Raw genomic sequence first — 22,407 nt, 5'->3', positions numbered from 1 at the left:
TCGTTAACTGACTTTAAGGACAACTTTGCAGCAGCTGCGCGGATCTTTTTCAAACAGCGTCATCGCTGCCTCCACCTCGCTCAGCGGCAGATAATGCGTGACCAGCTTTTCTGGCTGGATCAGGCGTTTTTCCATCCACTCGATCACCTGAGGGAAACGGTGGCTATTCAGCCTTGAGGTAAACAGGGAGAGCTCTTTGCTGGTCAGGCTTTGCTGCGTTACGGTGCACGGCTCGCCGGAAAAACCCAGTAGCCCGATACGCGCCGCTGGCGAAGCGAGCGCGACGGCTTCGGCCAGAATAGCGGGATGGCAGGCGGCATCGATAATCAGCGTTGGCTTGACCCCTTCCAGCTGGGCAGCCAGCGGGATCTCGCTGTTATCCAGCACGGTATCCGCGCCGTTTTCTTGCGCCATCGTCAGCCTTTCCGGCAGCCTGTCCGCCACAATGACGTTACGCACGTTGAATACGCCTTTCAGCGCCTGGATAGCGGTTAAGCCCATCGGGCCGGCCCCGAAGATCAGCGCAACATCGTCCGGCACGGGCTTCAGGAAAGCACAGATATTGGCGGCGATGGTAAAAGGCTCGATCAGGCTGGCGAGCTTATCGGGGATCGATGGCGGCACCACGTAAGCGTTGCGCGCCGGTACGACGGCATAGTCGCTAAAACCGCCGTCGCGGTGGACGCCGATCACCTGTAGCTCGCTACAAACGTTGGGGCGACCAACGGAGCAGGGATAGCAGTGGCCGCAGCTGACCACCGGATCGACCGCTACGCGCTCGCCAACGCGCGATGCCTCTACGCCCGGGCCTGCTGCCTCGATCACGCCAAAAAACTCGTGGCCGATCACGCGCGGATAGCGGGCGAAAGGATTGTGGCCGTGCCAGATATGCACGTCTGAACCGCAGATGCTGGCATAGGCTATTTTTACCCGTACTTCGCCAGCGGCTGGCTCCGGTAAGGCGCGCTCCTCAATTACCAGCTCGCCGGGTTTAGCAATAACGACGCTTTTCATTTTATTTTCCTCACCAGTTCCATAAAGTGCCGTCTTCAAGGCGGGCTACCGGCAGGTAGGCAGGCTCATAGGGGTATTTCGCCGCCAGCTTCTCGTCAAACTCAATGCCCAGGCCCGGTTTATCGCCCGGATGCATATAGCCGTCTTCAAAAGTCCAGCTGTGCTGGAACACTTCCATCATCTGTTCGGAATAGCCCATATATTCCTGCACGCCGAAGTTCGGTACCCAAAGGTCAAAATGCAGCGCGGCCGCCATGCAGATTGGCGACAGATCGGACGGGCCGTGCGAACCGGTACGTACCTGATAAAGCGAAGCGAAATCGGCGATGCGGCGCATACCGGTAATGCCGCCCGCATGGGTGATGGTGGTACGGATATAGTCGATCAGCTGCTCTTCTATCAGCTGCTTGCAGTCCCAGATGCTGTTGAAGACTTCGCCTACCGCAATCGGCGTAACGGTGTGCTGGCGGATCAGGCGGAAACATTCCTGATTTTCGGCAGGCGTCGGATCCTCCATCCAGAACAGACGGTAATCTTCCACGCTTTTACCAAAGCGGGCGGCCTCAATCGGCGTCAGGCGGTGGTGCATATCATGCAGCAGATGCTCATTAAAACCGAACCTGTCGCGAATGGCGGCAAACAGTTTAGGGGTAAAATCGAGGTATTTTTCCGTAGACCAGAGCTGCTCTTCCGGCCAGTCGCCTTTGGTGGCCGGCTCGTAGGCCAGGCCCTTGCCTTTGGCCATCCCGTAGGTGGTTTTCATGCCCGGCACGCCGCACTGCGCGCGGATAGCCTTAAAGCCCATCTCTTTATGCTTTGCGTAGTCGTCCATGACTTCATCAATGCTGTGGCCGGTGGTGTGACAGTAAACCATCACGCCCTCACGCGAGGCGCCGCCCAGCAGCTGGTAGACCGGCATATTGGCCGCTTTGCCTTTGATGTCCCACAGTGCCTGATCGACAGCCGAAATGGCGGACATGGTCACCGGGCCGCGACGCCAGTAGGCGCCTTTATAGAAATATTGCCAGATGTCCTCGATCTGATGCGCGTTGCGACCGATCAGCTGCGGGCAAACGTGATCTTTCAGATAGGAGGCCACCGGCAGCTCGCGGCCGTTCAGCGTGGCGTCGCCGATGCCGGTCAGCCCCTGATCCGTGGTGATCTTAACCGTAACGAAGTTCCTGCCGGGGCAGGTAACAAAGACTTCCGCTTTTACAATTTTCATTCTTGTCGTCCTGGTGAAGAGAATGAGGAGAAAATACGTTCTGGCGTACTACCATACAAGTTGCAGGCGACGAAACTCCGATAGCGATCACACTTGTGAAAGCATTGTTATGAGCAGAGAGGCATTTTTGCTGGCGGAAGCCGATGCCGGATCCACCGGAAGCGCGCTTTTCAGCATCCAGACGGAAACGGCGCCGCTATGCGGCAGGAGATAAGATCGGTAACGGCGGAAGAGGGCGCGTGCCGGTTCGCCCTGAACGCTAAGGCTGGCGGTCAGCGTCGGTTTGCCCTGAACGCTAAGGCTGGCGGTCAGCGTGGGACAAGGCTAAAAGCCTGCCTTCGCCTTTATGCATCGCTGTCCAAAACCGGGGCGCAATGGCCCCGGTCGGTCAGGCCAGAAGCTCGCAGGAAGGCGGCAGGCGGCAGGCCAGCGCGGCGGGCAAAATCTCAATACGGAAAGTGGTGCCGCGCAGCGGTTCGCCATCAAGATTAAAGGCCATCTCGTTTGGCGAGGTAATTTCCAGCCACGGCAGCGAAGCGCGAATGATGTTTGGATTTTCATCATCGCCGCCGGTCAGCGAGTTAAACAGCGTCGGCAAAATTTCTTTTGAGGTGACAATGGTCAGCTCCAGCCGGCCGTCGTTGATCAGCGCGGTCGGACAGAGCCGCTGGCCGCCGCCCGCCTGGCGTCCGTTGCCGATACCGATCACCAGCGCGTCGCCCTGCCAGCTAAAGTCCGGGCCGCGCAGTTCGCAGCTGTCCGCCTTAAGCGTATCCATGCGCAACAGGCCGTGGATCAGATAAGAGACGCCGCCCAGCGCTGATTTGAGCTTCTCCGGCGTTTCGGTGGTAATACGCGTGCCGAAGCCGCCGGTCGCCATATTGATAAAGTAGCGATCCTGATTGACCCGCGCCAGATCGACGGAGGTGGCCTTGCCGACGATAGCCAGCCGCAGCGCGTGCTCCATCTCTTCAGGTATGCCCGCACTGGTGGCAAAATCGTTGGCGGTGCCGAGGGGAATAATCCCCAATACCGGACGTAGCGGCGCATCCACGCCCGCCAGCGCGGTAGCGATTTCGTTAATCGTGCCGTCGCCGCCGCCCGCAACCACGGTCGCCGCGTGCAGATCTACCGCCTCTTTGACGAAGCGTTCGCCATCGCCGTGTTCCCAGGTAACGCGGACTTCAATCTGCAGTCCTTCCTCGCGCAGCGACAGAATAGCTTCGCGCAGTTCCTCATTACCTGCACCTTTACCATTAAGGATTACCAGCGTAAGCGATTGTTGGTCCATCTTCTTTTCCTGTCAAAATGGCCTTAGCCAGACGAGCTTCTGTTATAGCACATCCGACCATCGGTGGAAAAAACCGTGGGCTAAAAGAAAGGCCCGCTCGGCGAGCCGGGCGGGCCAGGAGGTGGTTTTAAAAACCGCTATTTAGAATTTTTCATTCGAGGCCCGTGCATCATAACCGGAAACGGCGCGCCGGAATGTGATGGCATTCTAAAAGTCACGTCAGGAAACTTTTAGCACCCTGAACGTTATGCCGATTCAGGAAAATTGCGCATCAGCAGCGCGAAAGCGAGGTCGATCGCTTCCGGCACCGGGATCCAGACAAAGTGGCCGTTGCCCGGCGCGACGCTGGTCGGTTGGCCTTTTTGATTTTCCATCTGCTCCAGGCGGAAATTGACGTTGCCTGCCGGCGTCATCAGCTCCAGGCTGTCGCCCAGGCTGAACTTGTTTTTTACTTCGACCAGCGCCATGTCGCCACGGCGTTCGCCGGTAAACTCGCCGACAAACTGCTGGCGCTCGGAAGCGGAGAAGCTGCGGTCGTAAGTCTGGTAGCTGTCATGCGTGTGGCGGCGTAAAAAGCCTTCCGTATAGCCGCGATGGGCCAGGCCTTCCAGCGTTTCCAGCAGGGAGGCATCGAAGGGTTTGCCTGCGGCGGCGTCATCGATGGCGCGACGATAAACCTGCGCGGTGCGGGCGCAGTAATAATGCGATTTGGTACGGCCTTCAATTTTCAGCGAGTGCACGCCCATCTTCGTCAGCTGCTCCACGTGCGCCACCGCGCGCAGATCTTTGGAGTTCATAATATAGGTGCCGTGCTCATCCTCAAAGGCGGTCATATACTCGCCGGGACGCATGGCTTCCTCAATCATAAAGACTTTGTCGGTTGGCTGGCCCACGCCCAGCGTCGGCTCGACGTTTTTTACCGGAATGGGCTGATACTGGTGCACGATATTGCCGATTTCATCCTCTTTGCCTTCCTGCACCTTATATTCCCAGCGGCAGGCGTTGGTGCAGGTGCCCTGATTCGGGTCGCGCTTGTTGATATAGCCGGAAAGCAGGCAGCGGCCGGAATAGGCCATGCAGAGCGCGCCGTGCACGAAAATTTCCAGTTCCATTTCCGGCACGCGCTCGCGGATTTCGGCGATCTCCTCCAGCGAAAGCTCGCGCGAGAGGATAACGCGCGTCAGCCCCATCTGCTGCCAGAACCTGACCGTGGCCCAGTTGACCGCGTTGGCCTGCACGGAAAGGTGAACGTCCATCTCCGGGAAGGCATCGCGCACCATCATAATTAAACCGGGATCGGACATAATCAGCGCGTCCGGCCCCATCGCCACGACGGGCGTCAGATCGCGGATAAAGGTTTTCAGCTTGGCGTTATGCGGCGCGATATTCACCACGACGTAGAATCGCTTTCCCTGCGCGTGCGCTTCACTGATGCCGATAGCCAGATTTTCGTGGTTGAACTCATTGTTGCGCACGCGCAGGCTGTAGCGAGGCTGACCGGCATAGACGGCGTCCGCGCCATAGGCAAAGGCGTAGCGCATGTTTTTCAGCGAGCCGGCGGGAGAAAGCAGTTCTGGTTTAAACATAGAGGTCTCAATCCTGGCATAAGGCCGTATGACGGCCTTACAAAATGTGCGGGGATTGTAAAAGCTGGCGGCAGGAATGTAAATTGCGCTAGATCAAGCGGCACACGTCCGCTTCCCAGCGGTAGCCCATGCCGTAGACCGCGCGGATAAAGGGCTGATCGGCATCCAGCGCCTCCAGCTTGCGGCGCAGATTCTTGATATGGCTGTCGATGGTGCGGTCGGTCACCACGCGATAGTCGTCATACAGATGGTTCAGCAGCATCTCACGGGAGAAGACTTTGCCTGGCTCGTGCGCCAGCGTTTTCAGCAGGCGAAACTCGGCGGGCGTCAGCTCCAGCGGCGTGCTGTTCCAGCTGGCCTGAAAACGCGCTTCATCCACCACCAGCAGCGACGCTTTTTGCGCCTCTTCCGGCGTACGCTTGCAGCGCTTGAGGATAGTTTTCACCCGCGCGACCACTTCACGCGGGCTGAAGGGCTTGCAGATATAGTCGTCGGCGCCAATCTCCAGCCCCAGCAGCCGGTCGATCTCTTCCGTTCTGGCGGTAACCATAATCACCGGCAGCTCGGAGAAACGGCGCAGCTCGCGGCACAGCGTCAGGCCATCCACGCCCGGCAGCATTAAATCCAGCAGCATCAGATCCGGCGGCGTCTGCTTAACCCATTCCAGCACTTCATCGCCGCGCAGCAGATGATGCGTGCGGTAATTGGCGGCCTGCAAATAATCGACCAGCAGCTGGCCGAGCTTGGGTTCATCCTCAACCACCAGGATCAGTGGGCTAAGCGGTTCCTGATTCATGACACTCTTCTTTGCAAGCAGGCGCATTACGCCCGGGTTAGTCTTGCGGGTAAGTGTACCGTAATTTTAAGGCCACCGGCAGCAGAGTGATCCGCTTTGATCACGCCCTCGTGCGCCTCCACGATATTCTGACAGATGGCCAGCCCCAGGCCGGAACCGCCGCTGGCGCGGTTGCGCGAGCTTTCCGCCCGGTAGAAACGCTCAAAAATCTGCTCGCGCTGCTCGTCGGTAATGCCCGGCGCGCTGTCCTCAAAATCGATAATTTGCTGGCCCTGTTCCGCGCGCAGCGTCACCACCAGGCCGCCGCCCGCATCGGTATAGCGCAGGCTGTTTTCCATCAGGTTGGTGAACAGCTGCATCAGGCGATCCGGATCGCCAAACAGCGGTGCGGAATCGGGCAGGCGAAGCTGCAAAGTCAGATGTCGGCTTTGGTAACGTCCCGCAAAATTCGCGGCGACCATTTCCAGCAGCGGCACCAGATCGATATCGCTGCGGCGATAGGCCAGCGCGCCTTCGTCAGAGAGTGAAAGCTGATGCACGTCCTCCACCAGTTTGGTCAGCGTCGCGACTTCACCCTGTAGAGAGACAATCGACTCCGGCGTCAGCTTGCGCACGCCGTCCTGAATGGCCTCCAGCTCGCCACGCAGGATCGCCAGCGGCGTGCGCAGCTCGTGCGAAATATCCGCCATAAAAGCCCGCCGCATACTTTCGTTTTTCTCCAGCGTGCTGGCCAGTCGGTTAAAATCCTGGCCCAGGCGGCCCAGCTCGTCGCGGCTGTCGGCCTTAACGCGCGTGGCGAAATCCCCGGCGGCCAGGTGATGCGTGCCCTCGACCAGCCTTTTCACCGGCGCGAGCAGGCCGCGCGACATCAGCCAGGTCACCAGCGCCGCCAGCAGCATGGTCAGGCCGACAATCATCCAGCTGGTGCGCTTCTGCTGCTGATCGAAGTTAATATCCGCGCTGCGGGTCAGCCTTTCCGGCGGCGAGCCGATCACCCAGCCCACGATATGGCCGCTGCTGGTGGTAATGCTGCGGCGGGTGCCTTCCGGCGGCACCGGCCCGCGCGGCCCCATCATCACGCGATATTGCTGATCGATGATCCAGAACTGCGTGCGCCAGCCGTGCGGCGGCAGCTGATTATTCGCCTCCGGGTTCTGCTCCAGCGAATGCAGGATCTGAAACACCAGCTTGTTGTTATGGCGCAGAAAGTCCCAGTTGCCGTGCTGCTCATACTGATCGGCCAGCGCGTCGCTCAGCAGCCCCAGCCGCTGCTCGTTGCCTTTTTTGATATAGTCGATAAAGCCGTGCTCAAAGCTGAGGCGCACGCCCCAGTGCATGGTGATCAGCACCAGCATACAGGTGGAAAAAATAGCGATAAACAGCTTGGCGGTGATGCCGATACGTAATTTTGCAAACATTCAGGGCTTTCTCCGACGGCTCAGCACCACGTTTTTGGTGACGTCTGGCGGCACGTGGCGAAACACCAGCGCGGGCAGAACAATCACCGCCGCCATACAGATCCAGGTTGAAATAAAGGCCTGCTGCATCAGCTCAGGCTGCGACTGTTGAGCAGCAAAGGTGCCGAGCAGCAGCCCGGCCAGCGTGACGCCCACGCTCATCGACAGCTGCATCACCATCGACAGCAGGCTGTTGCCGCTGCTGGCCAGCTCGTCCGGCAAATCCTTCAGCGTCAGCGTGTTCATGGCCGAAAAACGAATGGCGTTAACCATGCCCTGAAGGAACAGCAGCAGCGGCAGCAGCGCCTCCCAGCCAAGCAGCGCCGTCACCGGGAACAGCAGCACCACCAGCGCCAGGGCGACGGTAGCGCCGACCAGCACGTTACGGTAGCCGAAACGGTTAACGATCTGCACCACAATGCGCTTCATGCCCATATTGCCCAGCACCATCGGGATCATCATCAGCCCCGCGTGAAAAGGCGTATAGCCCATGCCGACCTGCAGGAAGATCGGCGTCATAAAAGGCAGCATGCCGCTGCCGATCCGCCCGGTAAGGCTGCCCAACAGGCCGACAGAATAAATACGGTTGTCGAACAGCTTCAGGCTGAACAGCGCCTGGTCGTTGGCGCGGGCATAGAGCAGATAGGACAGCAGGGCCAGGACGCCCGTCAGGATAAACAAACAGAGCAGCAGCGGAGAAAAAACGGCGCCGCGCGAGCCGTCCAGCGCCAGCGTCAGCGTCGCCATGCCTGCGGCCAGCAGCAGAAAACCGCGAAAGTCAAAGCGGCGGCGCGGCAGGCGCAGATCGGGCAGCAGCAGCAGCGTTGCCGCCGCGCCCGCCAGGCCGACCGGCAGGTTCAGCAGGAAAATCCAGTGCCAGCTGGCGTACTGCACCAGCGCGCCACCCAGAACCGGCCCCAGCAGCGGCCCGATCTGGCCCGGCAGCGTCACAAAGGTCATCGCGGCCATATACTGCGCGCGCGGCACCAGCTTCATCACCGTCAGCCTGCCGACCGGCACCATCATCGCGCCGCCTAATCCTTGCAGCACGCGCGAGGCGATTAGCTGGTCAAGCGTGGAGGAGAGCGCGCAGAACAGCGAACCAACGCTGAACAGCACGATGGCGCTGAAGAAGATATTGCGCACGCCGAAGCGATCGGCCAGCCAGCCGCTGACCGGCAGCATCACCGCGACGGTCAGCACGTAGGAAACCACCACCGAATGCATCTGCAGCGGATCCTGGTGCAGGCTGTGCGCCATCGCGGGCAGCGCGGTGTTGACGATAGTGGTGTCCAGCGACTGCATAAAGAAGCCGAACGCCACAATCCACAGCTGCCAGCGCACGCCGGCCGGAAGCGTCTCCATCAGCCGGTCGCGCCTGCGCGCCTGCGCGCGGCCGGTTTTCTGCGCAGCTTATCCATATAGAGATAAACCACCGGCGTGGTGTAGAGCGTCAGCAGCTGGCTCATCACCAGGCCGCCGACGATGGTGATCCCCAGCGGCTGGCGCAGCTCCGCGCCGTCGCCCGTGGTCAGCACCAGCGGCAGCGCGCCCAACAGCGCCGCCAGCGTGGTCATCATAATAGGGCGGAAGCGCAGCAGGCTGGCCTGGAAGATTGCCTCGCGCGCGCTCAGATTACCGTTGCGCTGCGCATCCAGCGCGAAGTCGACCATCATGATAGCGTTCTTTTTCACGATGCCGATCAGCAGCAGAATGCCGATCAGCGCAATCAGGCTGAAGGGCGCGCCAAACAGCTCCAGCGCCAGCAGCGCGCCCACGCCCGCAGAGGGCAGGGTGGAGAGGATAGTCAGCGGATGCACATAGCTCTCGTAAAGAATGCCCAGCACGATATAAACGGTGGCGATGGCGGCCAGGATCAGCCACAGCTGGCTGCTTTGCGTCTCCTGAAAGATCTGCGCCGTGCCGGCAAAGCTGCCGCGCACGCTGGACGGTACGCCCAGCGCGGTCATGCTGCGCTCGATAGCCTCGGACGCCTGAGAAAGCGAGACGCCTTCCGGCAGGTTAAACGACACCGTCGAAGCGGCGGAAAGCCCCTCATGGTTCACCGACAGCGGCGCGTTGGCGGGCTGCCACTTCGCAAAGCCGGAAAGCGGAATCGCCTTGCCGTCGTTGTTGATCACGTACATCAGATCCAGCGAGCTGACGTCCTGGGTATAGCGCGGGTCGACCTCCATCACCACCTTATACTGATTCAGCGGCTGGTAAATGGTGGAGATCTGCCGCTGGCCGAAGGCGTTATTCAGCAGGCTGTTGGCGTCGGCGACGTTGATGCCCAGCTGCGCCATGCGGGTGCGATCGTAAACCAGCGCCATCTCGGCGCCTTTGTCCTGCTGATCGGAGTTAACGTCCGCCAGCTCGGGCAGCTTAGAAAACGCCTGACGAATTTTCGGCTCCCAGCTGCGCAAATCGTCCAGATCGTCCGACAGCAGCGTGTACTGATAGCCCGCGTTCGACTCGCGCCCGCCCACTCTTAAATCCTGTACCGCCATTAAAAACAGGCTCGCGCCCGGTTCTTTCGCCAGCTTGCCGCGTAGCCGGGCGATCACCGCCTGGGCGCTGTCGCTGCGTTCGCTGAGCGGCTTAAGCGAAATAAACATTGAGCCGCTGTTGGTGCGCGAGCCGCCGGTAAAGCCGACCACGCTTTCCACCGCCGGATCGTCACGGACGATTTTCATAAAATCTTCCAGCTTGCCGCGCATCGACTGGAAAGAGATGCTCTGATCCGCCTGGATAAAGCCCATCAGCCGCCCGGTATCCTGCTCTGGCATAAAGGTTTTCGGCACCACGACGTACAGGTACATGGTCAGGCCGATGGTGGCGATAAACACCAGCAGCGTCCAGCGCGAATGGTTCAGCACCCAGTTCAGCGAGCGGCCGTAGCCCTGCTGAATGCCCGTCAGCACGCGGCCGAAACCGCGCAGGCGCGGCTGCTCGCGGCGGGGATGCGCTTTCAGCAGGCGGCCGCACATCATCGGCGTCAGCGTCACCGAGATCAGCAGCGAAATGATAATGGAGACGGAGAGCGTCACGGCGAACTCGCGGAAAAAGCGGCCAATCAGCCCGCCGAGCATCAGCAACGGCAGGAACACCGCCACCAGCGACAGGCTCATCGACAGCACGGTAAAGCCGACCTCGCGCGTTCCCTGCAGCGCGGCCTGAATCGGCTTCATGCCCGCCTCCACGTGGCGGGAAATATTTTCCAGCACCACGATGGCGTCATCCACCACAAACCCCGTCGCCACCGTCAGCGCCATCAGCGACAGGTTGTTGAGGCTGAAGCCGCAGAGATACATGGCGGCAAAGGTGCCGATCAGCGATACCGGCACGGCAACGGCAGGGATCAGCGTGGCGCGGCCCGAACGCAAGAAGGCGAACACCACCAGGATTACCAGCCCGACGGAAATAACCAGCGACTGTTCCACTTCGGCCAGCGACGCGCGGATAGTTGGTGAGCGATCCTGCGCGACATCCAGCTGAATGGAGGCGGGAATGCTGTTGCGCAGCTCCGGCACCGCCGCGCGAATACGATCGACGGTATCGATAATATTGGCTTCGGGCAGCTTGCGGATCAGCAGCAAAATCGCCGGTTTAGCGTTGGCCATCCCGGCGTTGCGCACGTCCTGCACCGAGTCGGTGACGTTGGCGACATCCTGGAGCCGCACCGCCGCGCCGTTGCTGTAGTGCACGATCAGCGGCTGATACTCCGCCGCCGTTTTCAGCTCGTCGTTGGTTTTGATCTGCCAGCGTTGATGGCTGTCTTCAATCGCGCCCTGCGGCCTGCGCTGGTTGGCGTTGCTGATAGCCGTGCGCACCGCGTCCAGCGACACGCCCTGGTTAAACAGCGCCTGCGGATTCAGATCCACGCGCACCGCTGGCAGCGAGCTGCCGCCTACGGAGACGTCGCCCACGCCCTCGATCTGCGCCAGCTTCTGCGCCAGCTGGGTAGAGGCGTAGTCGTACAGATCGCCCTGCGACCAGGCATCCGACGTCAGCGTCATAATCATAATCGGCGCGTCGGAAGGGTTGATTTTGCGCCAGGTCGGCCGGCTCGGCATCCCCGTCGGCAGCAGGCTTTGCGCCGCGTTGATCGCGCCCTGCACGTCGCGCGCCGCGCCGTTGATATCGCGATCGTAATCAAAAACCAGAATGATGCGCGTGCTGCCCAGCGAGCTGGTGGAGGTCATCTCGCTGACGCCCGCGATGCGGCCCAGCGACCGCTCCAGCGGCGTGGCCACTGACGAAGCCATCGTCTCCGGCGATGCGCCGGGCAGCGAAGCGGAGATTAAAATCACCGGGAAATCGACCTGCGGCAGCGGCGCGACCGGCAGCAGGCGAAAGCTCAGCGCGCCCGCCAGCGCGATGGCGATGGTCAGCAGAATAGTGGCGACCGGACGGTGAATAAACAGCGCAAAAAATTTCACTGCGCCTCCTTCGACGGCAGACGACGACGGGCGGCCTGCGCCAGGCGATCGAACAGCAGATAGATGACCGGCGTGGTGAACAGCGTCAGCACCTGGCTGACGATCAGGCCGCCCACCATCGCCACGCCCAGCGGATGCCGCAGCTCGGCGCCGACGCCGGTGCTCAGCATCAGCGGCAGCGCGCCCAGCAGCGCCGCCAGCGTGGTCATCAGGATCGGCCGGAAGCGCAGCAGGCAGGCCTGATAGATCGCGTCATAAGGCGTCATGCCCTGTTCGCGCTCCGCCGCCAGCGCGAAGTCAATCATCATAATGGCGTTTTTCTTCACGATGCCGATCAGCAGGATGATGCCGATGATAGCGATCACATCCAGCTCGTTGCCGCTGAGCATCAGCGCCAGCAGCGCGCCGACGCCCGCCGTCGGCAGCGTGGAAAGAATGGTGATCGGATGGATAAAACTTTCATACAGCACGCCCAGCACGATATACATCGCCACCACGGCGGCCACGATCAGCCAGACGGTGCTGGAGAGCGCCGCCTGAAACGCCAGCGTGCTGCCCTGGAACTTCGTGACGATCTCGGCGGGCATTGCCATCGTCTGTTCAGCCTGAGTAATGGCGTTCACCGCCTCCTCCAGCGAATAGCCGTCGCGGACGTTAAACGAGAAGGTGGTGGAAGGGAACTGATCCAGATGATTGATGCTTAACGCGCCGTGACGCTGCTCCACGCTGGCAATAGCGCTGAGCGGCACGCTGCCGCCGTCGGTGCTGGTCAGGCGAATCGATTCCAGCGCGGCCAGGCCCGGCGTGGCGGAAATATCGTTTTCCAGCACCACGCGATACTGGCTGGCCTGGGTATAGATAGTGGAGATCAGCCGCTGACCAAAGGCGTTATAGAGCGCGTTGTCGACGTCCGCCATGCTGATGCCAAGACGGCTGGCGTTATCGCGATCCACCTTGATATAGGCTTCCAGCCCGCGATCCTGCCAGTCGCTGCTGACATCCTTTAGCTGTGGCAGCTGGTTCAGCGCCTCGGTGAGCTTCGGCACCCACAGGCTCAGCGAATCCAGCGAGCCGGTTTGCAGCGTAAACTGATACTGCGTGCGGCTGAGCTGGGTATCGATGGTGAGATCCTGCACCGGCTGAAGATAAAGATTAATGCCGGGCAGGGCGGCGACCGCCTGCTGTAAACGGGCAATCACCGCCGGAATGCGATCCTCACGCTCGTCCAGCGGCTTAAGGTTGATTTGCAGCCGTCCGCTGTTCAGCGCCGGATTGGTGCCGTCCACGCCGACAAACGAGGTCAGGCTCTGTACCGCCGGATCTTTCATAATAATCGACGCGACCTGCTGCTGGCGCTGCGCCATGCTGGCCCAGGAAACCGACTGCGGCGCCTGCACCGTGCCCTGAATAATGCCGTTATCCTGCAAGGGGAAAAAGCCTTTCGGGATAGCTATCCACAGCAGCACGGTGACGGCCAGCGTGCCGAGCGCCACGCCAAGCGTCAGCCACTGGTGATCCAGCACGCGCTTGAGGAAGCGACCATAGGCGGCGATGACGCGATCGAACATCGCCTCGCTGGCGCGCGAAAAGCGGTTCTGTTTGCGCAAGGATTCCACGCTGAGCATCCGCGCGCACATCATCGGCGTCAGCGTCAGCGATACCACGGCGGAAATCAGGATCGACACCGCCAGCGTAACGGCAAACTCGCGGAACAGCCTGCCGACGATATCGCCCATAAACAGCAGTGGGATCAGCACCGCTATCAGCGAGAAGGTCAGCGAGATAATGGTAAAGCCGATCTCGCCCGCGCCCTTCAGCGCTGCGTCCAGCGGCTTTTCGCCTTTTTCGATATAGCGGGAGATATTTTCAATTACCACGATAGCGTCATCGACCACAAAGCCGGTGGCGATGGTCAACGCCATCAGCGTCAGGTTATTGACGGAGAAGCCAAGGAAGTAGATCACGGCAAAGGTGCCGACCAGCGACAGCGGCACCGCGACCGCCGGAATAATCGTCGCCGGCACGTTGCGCAGAAACAGATAGATGATCATCACCACCAGCGCGATTGCCAGCATCAGCTCGAACTGCACGTCGTTGACCGAGGCGCGAATATTGGTGGTGCGGTCGGTCAGCACTTTGACCTCGACCGACTTCGGCAGCGAAGCGGTCAGCGCGGGCAGCATCTGGCGAATGCTGTCGGCGGTGGTGATAATGTTTGCGCCCGGCTGCCGCTGAATATTAAGCACGATAGCCTGCTGGCGGTTAGCCCAGGCGCCCAGCCAGCTGTTTTCCGCTCCCTGTTCCACGGTAGCGACGTCGCGCAGGCGCACCGGCGCACCGTTCTGCCAGCTGATAATCAGCTGCCGATAATCTTCCGCCGACTTCATCTGATCGTTGGCGGAAAGCGTAATCGAGCGCTCCGGGCCGTCCAGGCTGCCTTTAGCCGAATTAACGTTGGCGCTGCTGATGGCGGTGCGCACCGTTTCGCTGGTTAAGCCCAGCGAGGCCAGCGCCTGCGCGTTGAGCTTCACCCGCACCGCTGGCCGCTGGCCGCCCGCGAGCGTCACCAGACCCACGCCGGAAACCTGCGAAATCTTCTGCGCCACGCGCGTCTCCACCATATCCTGCACCTGGGTCATCGGCATACTGGTGGTGGTTACGGCCAGCGTCATGATCGGCGGATCGGCGGGGTTCACCTTGCTGTAAACCGGCGGGTTTGGCAGATCGGACGGCAGCAGATTGGTCGCGGCGTTGATGGCGGCCTGCACCTCCTGCTCGGCCACGTCCAGCGGCAGCGTTAGCTGAAACTGTAGCGTCACGACCGACGCGCCGCCGGAACTCTGCGAAGCCATCTGCTTTAAGCCCGACATCTGGCCGAACTGACGCTCCAGCGGCGCGGTAACGGCCGAGGTCATCACGTCCGGGCTGGCGCCGGGATAGAGCGTCACCACCTGAATGGTGGGGTAGTCGACCTCCGGCAGCGCCGAAACGGGCAGCGAGCGGTAGCCCAGAATACCGGCCAGCAGGATAGCGACCATCAGCAGCGTGGTCGCCACCGGACGCATAATAAACTGGCGGGAAGGGCCGCCGCCGGGGTTGGAAGGCATCACCTGCATTACTGGCGCGCTCCCTTAGCGGGCGGCGTGCCGGTGCCCGGCAGCGGCGTGGCCTGCGGCGCGACCACTTCTACCGTGGCGCCTTCCGTCAGGCGATCGATACCGTCGGTCACCACTTTTTCGCCTTCATCCAGTCCGGCATCCACAATCGCTTTTTCGCTGTCCTGCACGCTGACGGTGATAGTCTTTTTACTGACCTTGCCGTCGCTGTTAACCACCCAGACAAAATGCCCCTCATTGCCCATTTGCAGCGCCGCTACCGGGATAACAATGGCGTCGTGCAGCGTGTTGACCTGCAAACGCGCGTTGACAAACTGATTAGGAAACAGGCGGTCGTCCTGATTAGTGAACTGCGCTTTGACTTTAATCGTACCGGTCGTGACGTCGATCTGATTATCCATGCTCAGCAGCGAACCGGTCGCCAGCAGCGTTTTGTTGCTGCGGTCCCAGGCTTCTACCGGCACCGGCTGCCCGGCTTTTTGCGCGTTCAGCAGGGTTTCGATCTGGTTTTCAGGCAGGCTGAACACCAGCTCGACAGGATGCGTTTGGGTGATCACCACGATGCCGTTGGTATCGCCGCTGCTGATATAGTTGCCAATATCTACCTGACGCAGCCCGACGCGGCCGGAAATGGGCGAGGTGATGCGGCTGTAGGTCAGGTTCAGCTGCGCGCTGGCAACGCTGCCCTCGTCCGCTTTGATCGTGCCCAGGGTTTCACTGACCAGCGCGCGCTGCGTATCCAGCTCCTGCTGCGAAACCAGGTTGGTTTTCACCAGCTTCTCCAGCCGCGCCAGATCGCGACGCGCGTTGGCAAGCGTCGCCTGATCTCTTGCCAGCTGGCCCTGCGCCTGCGTCAGCGCGACCTGGAAGGGGCGAGGATCGATTTCCGCCAGCAGCTGGCCCGCTTTAACTTCCTGGCCTTCGGTAAAGTGAAGCGCCATCAGATCGCCATCGACGCGGCTGCGCAGCGTAACGGTATTGGCGGCGGCCACGGTGCCCAGCCCGGTCAGGTATTGCGGCACGCTCTGACGCGCGGCGGCGGCGGCCTGCACCGGCGCCAGCGGGCCGCCTGCGGCTTTACGACCGCCGCCGGAAGCGTGCGGGCGTTCGGCTGTTTTTTGCGGCTCGCCGTGGCTGTGCCACCAGTAAAGTCCGCCCGCTGCGATAGCCGCGAGCACCACAAGTATGATTTTAAAACGGCGCCGGGTGTTCATCCTGTTATCAGCTCTCCAAAGGCAAAAGTTAGCGTCGGTAAAGCAATCTCGCCGGTCGAAAAGCATGGCTGTTTTCCGGGGCCGGCCGAGACTGAAGACGCTTAATATTTCAATTTTAACGGATTTATCGATTATAAAAATGAAGGAATTAAGAATAACCGTTCAGCAAGTGTAAGTATTCCTGCCCCGGCGTGCCTGTACCGTCAATCAACAAACGGCTCGTGTGGATATTTGCTACGCTAATAGTCACTTCAGAAACCCTTCCAATACAGGAGTATAAAGATGATCCAAACGCATCGCGAGCTGGGCCGTACCGGTATTCAGGTTCCCACGCTGACTTTTGGCGGCAACGTTTTCGGCTGGACGGTCGATCGGCAAACTTCTTTTTCTCTGCTGGACGCGCTGGTGGAAAAAGGCCTCTTCTTTATTGATACCGCCGACTGCTATTCGCGCTGGGCGCCGGGCAACGAGGGCGGCGAATCAGAAACCATCATCGGCGACTGGCTGAAGAAAACCGGCAAGCGCAATCAAATCGTGCTGGCCACCAAGGTCGGCATGGAGATGGGCGAAGGCAAAACCGGCCTGTCGCCCGCCTATATTCGCCAGGCGGTAGAGGCCTCGCTAAAACGTTTGCAAACCGACTATATCGATCTCTATCAGGCGCACCGCGACGATAGCGACACCCCTTTGCAGGAGACGCTGGCGACCTTCGACTCGCTGATTAAAGAAGGCAAGGTGCGGGCCATCGGCGCCTCTAACTACAGTGCGGAAAGGCTGCAGGAAGCGCTGAATATCAGCAAACAGCAGGGCCTGGCCCGCTATGAAACGCTACAGCCGGAATACAATCTTTATGACCGCCAGGGTTACGAAAGCGGCCTGGAGCAGGTAGCACGGGAACATGGCCTGGGCGTCATCAACTACTATTCGCTGGCCAGCGGCTTTTTAAGCGGCAAATATCGCAGCAAGGCCGACGCGAACAAAAGCAAGCGCGGCGAAGGCGTGGTCGAGAAGTACCTGAACGATCGTGGCCTGCGCATCCTGAAAGCGTTAGACGAGGTGGCGGAAGAGAGCCAGGCCACGCCAACGCAGGTTGCGCTGGCGTGGCAGATTGCCCGTCCGGGCATCACCGCGCCGATTGTCAGCGTGACCTCGCTTCCTCAGCTGGAAGAGCTGAGCAAGGCTGCCAGTCTTCAGCTTAGCGAGGAAGCGATCCGCAAGCTTACCGAAGCGAGCCGCTATTAATTAGCGAAACAGCACCTGCGCCCAGCGCGCCAGACCGGCGGTGACGGAACCGAAGTCATCGCCGCTGGCGAGCGGGATGTCCGGCAGCTGCTTTTGCAGCGCCTCGCGCAGCACCGGCGAGCGGGCGCTGCCGCCCGTCAGATAGATCACGTCCGGTCGGGTGCCGCTGCCGTCCAGCGCCAGCTTTACCTGTTCCTGAATGCGCTCCAGCGGCTGGGCGATAGCGCTTTTCAGCGCGTCCACGCTGATATCGGTCGCCAGCGACTGCTCAATAAAATCCAGCGTCGAGGTGGCCGAAGGCCGATCGGAAAGGGCGATCTTGCTCTCTTCCGCCGCGCGCACCAGGCGATAGCCCAGCCGCTGCTGCCAGACTTTCAGCAGGCGCTGCACTTTTTCCGGCTCGCGGGCGTCGCGGATCAAATCCTGAAGCTGTTTGCGGCTGGCCGTGGCGTAAAAGTCGCTTTGCGCAGGCACGTCGTTGATAGCGATAGCGTTCCACCACGGCAGCGCAGGCAGCGCGATGCCTTTGTGCGTCTGGCCGCCGCTGCCCAGCAGCGGCATCAGCTCTTTAAAGGCCAGCATGATGTCCAGGTCGTTACCGCCGACGCGGCAGCCGCTGTGGCCCAGCAGGCTCTCCTGTCGCTCGGCCCTGTCGTGCCATTGCGGGCCCATCAGCAGCACGGAGCAGTCGGTGGTACCGCCGCCGATATCCACAATCAGCACGCGCGTCTCTTTTTTCAGCGTCGCTTCAAATTCCAGACCGGCCGCGACCGGCTCGAACTGGAACTCAACTTCTTTAAACCCGGCGCGGCTGGCGGCGCGCGCCAGGATGCCCTGCGCCTGGCGGTTGGCTTCTTCGCCGCCCAGCCCCTGGAAGTTGACCGGACGGCCAATCACCGCCTGGGTAATGCTTTCCTGCGTCTGCGCTTCGGCCTGCTGGCGGATATGCAGCATCATCGCGCACACCAGATCTTCAAAGAAGGCGACCTGCTGCGGCTTCAGGCCGCTCGCGCCCAGGAAGGATTTTGGCGATTTAACGAACCAGGTATCTTCCGGCTCGGCCATATACTGCGCCAGCGAAGCCAGACCGAACTGCACGCTGGCGGGCGTGACTTCGATATCTTCTTCACGGTTGAACGCGATGGCGCGCCGTAAAATCGCCTGATTTTCGGCTTCGGGCGTTGGCACCTGGTGATGGCGAAACAGCCATTCGCTGACCGTATCGCGCGTCGGCGCGCAGAGCATTGAGGGTAGCAGGCTGGAACCGTTTTCCAGCGGCAGCAGCGCGGGCACGCCCTCTTTCATGATGGCGACCGAGCAGTTTGCCGTCCCGTAATCAAAGCCGATAAACATTCCTTCCCTCCGCTAATAAAAAAAGGGGGCGACTTTAGCCCAGGGGCGGCAGGAGAGCAAGCGCCGGGTAAGCTTTAATTGACGCGCGCGGCGCTGGTTGTGTGCCAGGGCGAGCAAAGGCTACCGCAGCGGGCTGCTGTTATTGCCTTGAGAAGAGAGCTGCTGCGGTAAAATTTGTTCGTTTTCGCGCTGTGACAGCACGGGTTTAAGCGTATCTATCAGCTTTGCTTCATAAATGGAAAACTGGCCGCGACCGTTGTGCTTGGCGTTGTAGCAGGCCAGATCGGCCTGAGCCATCACGTCGCTGGCGTGAGCGTTGTCCTTGCTGAGCTGGGTGATGCCCGCGCTGGCGCCAATGCGGTGCAGCTGGCCTTCCCACAGAAAAGGATAATGATTTACCGCCACCACCAGGCACTCTGCGATATCGCGAGCCTCACCAAGCGCGCAGTCCGGCAGCAGCACGCCAAACTCATCGCCGCCCAGGCGCGCCAGAAAATCGCCGCTGCGCAAATGCTGTTTCATCTGGCCCGATATCTCCCGCAGCAGCGCATCGCCGGCGGCATGACCGGCGCTGTCGTTGACCGCCTTAAAGCGATCGAGATCGATAAAGATCAGCGCGTGCTGACGCTGCTGCTGGCTGGCGCTGTGCAGCAGCTGTTTCAGACGCTGCTCGAAGCTGACGCGGTTAGGCAGGCGGGTCAGCATATCGTGCGAGGCGCCGTAGCTCAGCCGCCGCATCATCTCCCGCGATTCGCTGACGTCCTGGATCACCATCACGCTGCCGATATAGCCGCCTTCCAGCGTTTTCAGCGGCGTAATGCTGTAGTGAATATCAAAACAGTCGCCGGAACGAGTATGCAGCACCAGCTCTTCGGCCAGTTCCGGCACCGATTTGCTGTGCGGCAGCCCGCATAACAGCAGGTTTTCCATTTCCGGGCCGTCGCTGCCGTGAGTGATGCGCAGCAGATCGCTGAGCCGTTTTCCTGCCGCCTCTTCCTGCGTCCAGCCGCTCATCACTTCCGCTACCGGGTTCATAAACGTCACCCGCATCTCTTCATCCGTGCTGATCACCGCCTCGCCGATGGCGTCCAGCGTAATGTGCATTCGCTCTTTTTCCTGGTAGAGCGCGTCGGTCAGCTGACGCATCGCGGTCACGTCCTGATTGATGCCAAGCATTCTTTCAACGTTGCCGTCGTCGCCAAAAACCAGCGTCGACTGGCTGTGAATAAAGCGGATGCCGTCATCCGTAGCGATACGGAACACGATATCTACCGGCAGGGATTCTTTGATGCCCTTATCAAAAGCGTCGATGGCCATTTGACGATCGGCAGGCAGCAGGCTGTTAACCCACGTCAGATAGGTCGCCTGGCCTTCTTCCTTCAACCCATAGAGCTGAAACATGCGCTTGTCCCAGTTCATTTTGCCGGTCTTCAGGCTCAGATCCCAGACGCCGATGCCGCCCGCCTCATTAGCCAGCGTAATACGTTGCATCAGGCGACGGTTGGCGGCTTCGGTCTGCTTCAGGTCGGAAATATCTTCAATTTGAGAAATAAAGTAGAGCGGCCGCTGCTCGCTGTCGCGCACCAGCGAGGTTGCCAGCAGCGCCCAAACAATCCCCCCGTCTTTACGCAGATAGCGTTTTTCATGACTGTAGGTTTCGATCTCGCCTGCCAGCAGCTCGTGAAACTTGCTTTCATCAACCGCCAGGTCATCAGGGTGCGTCAGCATCTGAAAGGTCATCGTGACCAGCTCGCTTTGGGCGTAGCCCAGCAGCCGACAAAGCGATTGATTCACCTGTAGAAAGCGGCCTTCCGGCGACACCAGCGCCATGCCGATCACCGAATACTCCATGGCATGACGGAATCTGGCCTCGCTCTGGGAGATATGCTTTTTTTCCTCCCGGAACGAGTGCATCACCTGCGCCATAATATGGCTGGGAATGATCGCCAGCAAAAACGGCAGCCAGGGCGCGCTGTTCACGATAGTCACCGCGTTGGTATATTGCACCAGCTGGTTTAGCGCCAGCAGCAGGCTCATCATCAGCAGCGTGGCGAAGAAAACAATAAAGGCAGACAGGCGTGGCAGGCGTACGGCGCTGTAGAACAGCACCACCATCACAAAGGTAAAAGACCACGGCAGATAGCGTAACGCGCAGTAGCTCAGCGCCAGCGTCACGATCAGCGTCAACAACGTTTCCACCAGCGCGTGCTGGCTAAGGGATTTGCGCAGCTCTTCGGGTCGCCATAGCAGGCAAACCGGGCCGATCGCCAGCATCCCGATAGTTTCCGACACCGCCCAGGTGGTAAAAAAGTGGAAGTTGGCCCGCCCGGTAAAGTTCAGTGACCAGCAGGCGAGCAGCGCGCCGAGCAGCGGCGTAAAGATGCCGACCGATACCACCATCTTGCTCCAGCCGAGCAGCGAATCCAGCGGCGCTTCTCTGTCCAGAAGCCTGCGCAACAGCGCGCCGCCCAGCAGCGCCTGAAGTAAATTGATTAGCGGAAACGTCAATACGACGACGGCTGTGCCTACCATCAGCGCGTTGGCGGCGATAATGCCAACCATACAGCCGCCCAGCAGTCCCGGCAGCCTGCGCGGCGGATAGTGGAATACCAGCAGGGTCATCAGGGCGGTGGGCAGCCAAAGCGAAGAGATTTGAATGCTGACTTTAATCAGTTCCAGACAAAACAGCGTCAGGACAAAGGAAAGCACGCCAAACATCGCTCCCCTGAGCCAGGGGAGAGAGGAGCGGTCAGCGGGGGAAAACGTATCAGTCGTCATAAAAATCCAGCGAGGCAACGGGGAACGGTCAGCTCGAACCAGGTAACTTAAGGCATGCTAACACATTCGTTTTTGAATGCCTGCGCTAATTCAAAAGATCGCTTTATTCGGGCGATTGACCGCCGCGCGCCGCTGGTGGACGGGGAATTACTGCCGAAGCTTCAGCAAATCGTCACGTGTCCAGGGATGGTCAATGCCGGCAATCTGCACGGAAAGACGCTGTAAAAACTGTTGCGTGGTGGCAAGACGACCGTGGCTCAGCAGCAGCAGAGGCAGCAGGAGCGCAATGCAAAGCTGCAGCGTGGAAAAGCCCTGCACTCTGGCGCGCCGCTGGCTGACCAGGAAAGCCGTACTCAGGGTAAAGCCCAGGATCAGACCGGTAATCACTTCGCTGGTGGAGTGGTAGCTAAGCAGCAGCCGCGAGACGCCGACCAGGATGGGGATCAGGTAGCCGATACCAACGGCAAACAGGCGGCCCTTGTCCGACAGGCGTCCGCTGAGCAGCCATAGCATCACCGGCCACAGCGTTGCCGACATGGCGGTGTGGCCGCTGAAGCCGGTAAAGTTCAGGTGCGCGCTGCCAAGGCCAAAGCCCATAAAAGCCACTTTAGAGAGGCTGACCACGGCACCGGCGGTGCAGAACGCCAGCGCCCAATACCAGGCCGCGCGCCGATCGCTGTTTTTCCAGCTAATCAGCCCGGCCATCACGATAGCGGTAGGGATAAGCAACATGCTGTCGCCAAAATAGGTCAAAAAATGCAATGTACGCCAGTACACGGTGTTTCCTTATTATGCTGTGATAACCCGCTACGCTGTTGCAACAGGGTGCCTGCAACGGCCGGGCCGACATTGTGAATCTGACAGCCAACAGTTTAGCGAGAGGGGCAGCAGAG

The 22,407-nt window shown here is 60.3% G+C and carries 14 protein-coding genes; 1 reads left to right on the top strand and 13 read right to left on the bottom strand.

Features of this window, described 5'->3' with window-relative positions; genetic code table 11:
* Positions 1 to 3 precede the first annotated feature (3 nt).
* The 10 genes from QZH36_RS13790 to QZH36_RS13745 form a co-directional block, all read right to left on the bottom strand.
* The gene (locus tag QZH36_RS13790; protein ID WP_253460013.1) at positions 4 to 1,014 is read right to left on the bottom strand and encodes a Zn-dependent oxidoreductase; all 1,011 of its coding nucleotides are present in this window, start codon (positions 1,012 to 1,014) and stop codon (positions 4 to 6) included.
* Between the two features lie 10 nt (positions 1,015 to 1,024).
* Positions 1,025 to 2,239: a D-mannonate dehydratase ManD gene (gene manD / locus QZH36_RS13785; protein ID WP_301251126.1), complete on the bottom strand. Its 1,215-nt coding sequence runs from the start codon at positions 2,237 to 2,239 to the stop codon at positions 1,025 to 1,027.
* Positions 2,240 to 2,627: 388 nt separating this feature from the next.
* Positions 2,628 to 3,530, bottom strand: coding sequence for a lipid kinase YegS (gene yegS, locus QZH36_RS13780; RefSeq protein WP_301251123.1), 903 nt, complete (start codon positions 3,528 to 3,530; stop codon positions 2,628 to 2,630).
* Between the two features lie 245 nt (positions 3,531 to 3,775).
* Positions 3,776 to 5,116, bottom strand: coding sequence for a prephenate-dependent tRNA uridine(34) hydroxylase TrhP (trhP, locus tag QZH36_RS13775; protein WP_253460020.1), 1,341 nt, complete (start codon positions 5,114 to 5,116; stop codon positions 3,776 to 3,778).
* A gap of 88 nt (positions 5,117 to 5,204) precedes the next feature.
* On the bottom strand, positions 5,205 to 5,912 hold the full coding sequence (gene baeR / locus QZH36_RS13770; protein WP_301251121.1) for an envelope stress response regulator BaeR: 708 nt from the start codon (positions 5,910 to 5,912) through the stop codon (positions 5,205 to 5,207).
* 26 nt (positions 5,913 to 5,938) lie between these two features.
* Positions 5,939 to 7,330 (bottom strand): envelope stress sensor histidine kinase BaeS, encoded by a 1,392-nt coding sequence (gene baeS, locus QZH36_RS13765; protein ID WP_301730478.1) that lies wholly within the window; start codon positions 7,328 to 7,330, stop codon positions 5,939 to 5,941.
* Positions 7,331 to 8,734 carry a multidrug transporter subunit MdtD gene (gene mdtD, locus QZH36_RS13760; RefSeq protein WP_301730477.1) on the bottom strand — a complete coding sequence of 468 codons (1,404 nt, stop codon included), beginning with the start codon at positions 8,732 to 8,734 and terminating at the stop codon, positions 7,331 to 7,333.
* Positions 8,734 to 11,811 (bottom strand): multidrug efflux RND transporter permease subunit MdtC, encoded by a 3,078-nt coding sequence (gene mdtC, locus QZH36_RS13755; RefSeq protein ID WP_253460028.1) that lies wholly within the window; start codon positions 11,809 to 11,811, stop codon positions 8,734 to 8,736. Before mdtC ends, mdtD begins: the two co-directional genes overlap by 1 nt.
* Complete coding sequence (locus QZH36_RS13750; protein WP_301730476.1) at positions 11,808 to 14,927, bottom strand: MdtB/MuxB family multidrug efflux RND transporter permease subunit; 3,120 nt, start codon at positions 14,925 to 14,927, stop codon at positions 11,808 to 11,810. Before QZH36_RS13750 ends, mdtC begins: the two co-directional genes overlap by 4 nt.
* A complete protein-coding gene (locus QZH36_RS13745; RefSeq protein ID WP_301730475.1) occupies positions 14,927 to 16,141 on the bottom strand; it encodes an MdtA/MuxA family multidrug efflux RND transporter periplasmic adaptor subunit in 1,215 nt (404 codons plus the stop codon). Before QZH36_RS13745 ends, QZH36_RS13750 begins: the two co-directional genes overlap by 1 nt.
* 282 nt (positions 16,142 to 16,423) lie before the next feature.
* Here QZH36_RS13745 and QZH36_RS13740 point away from each other — a divergent pair, with 282 nt between their 5' ends.
* The gene (locus QZH36_RS13740; RefSeq protein ID WP_253460037.1) at positions 16,424 to 17,383 is read left to right on the top strand and encodes an aldo/keto reductase; all 960 of its coding nucleotides are present in this window, start codon (positions 16,424 to 16,426) and stop codon (positions 17,381 to 17,383) included.
* Here QZH36_RS13740 and yegD read toward each other — a convergent pair whose 3' ends face one another.
* From yegD to QZH36_RS13725, 3 genes are all read right to left on the bottom strand, one after another.
* Positions 17,384 to 18,736 carry a molecular chaperone gene (yegD, locus tag QZH36_RS13735; RefSeq protein WP_253460040.1) on the bottom strand — a complete coding sequence of 451 codons (1,353 nt, stop codon included), beginning with the start codon at positions 18,734 to 18,736 and terminating at the stop codon, positions 17,384 to 17,386.
* Positions 18,737 to 18,856: 120 nt separating this feature from the next.
* Positions 18,857 to 21,514: a diguanylate cyclase gene (locus QZH36_RS13730; RefSeq protein WP_301730474.1), complete on the bottom strand. Its 2,658-nt coding sequence runs from the start codon at positions 21,512 to 21,514 to the stop codon at positions 18,857 to 18,859.
* A gap of 147 nt (positions 21,515 to 21,661) precedes the next feature.
* Positions 21,662 to 22,291, bottom strand: a complete 630-nt coding sequence (locus QZH36_RS13725; protein WP_253460046.1) for a phosphatase PAP2 family protein — start codon at positions 22,289 to 22,291, stop codon at positions 21,662 to 21,664.
* Positions 22,292 to 22,407 lie beyond the last annotated feature (116 nt).

Origin of the sequence: Erwinia wuhanensis (genome assembly GCF_030484085.1) — a bacterium.
GTDB classification, from domain to species: domain Bacteria; phylum Pseudomonadota; class Gammaproteobacteria; order Enterobacterales; family Enterobacteriaceae; genus Erwinia; species Erwinia aeris.
Note: the sequence above shows the minus strand (reverse complement) of the source record. Positions and strands in the feature narration are given on the sequence as shown.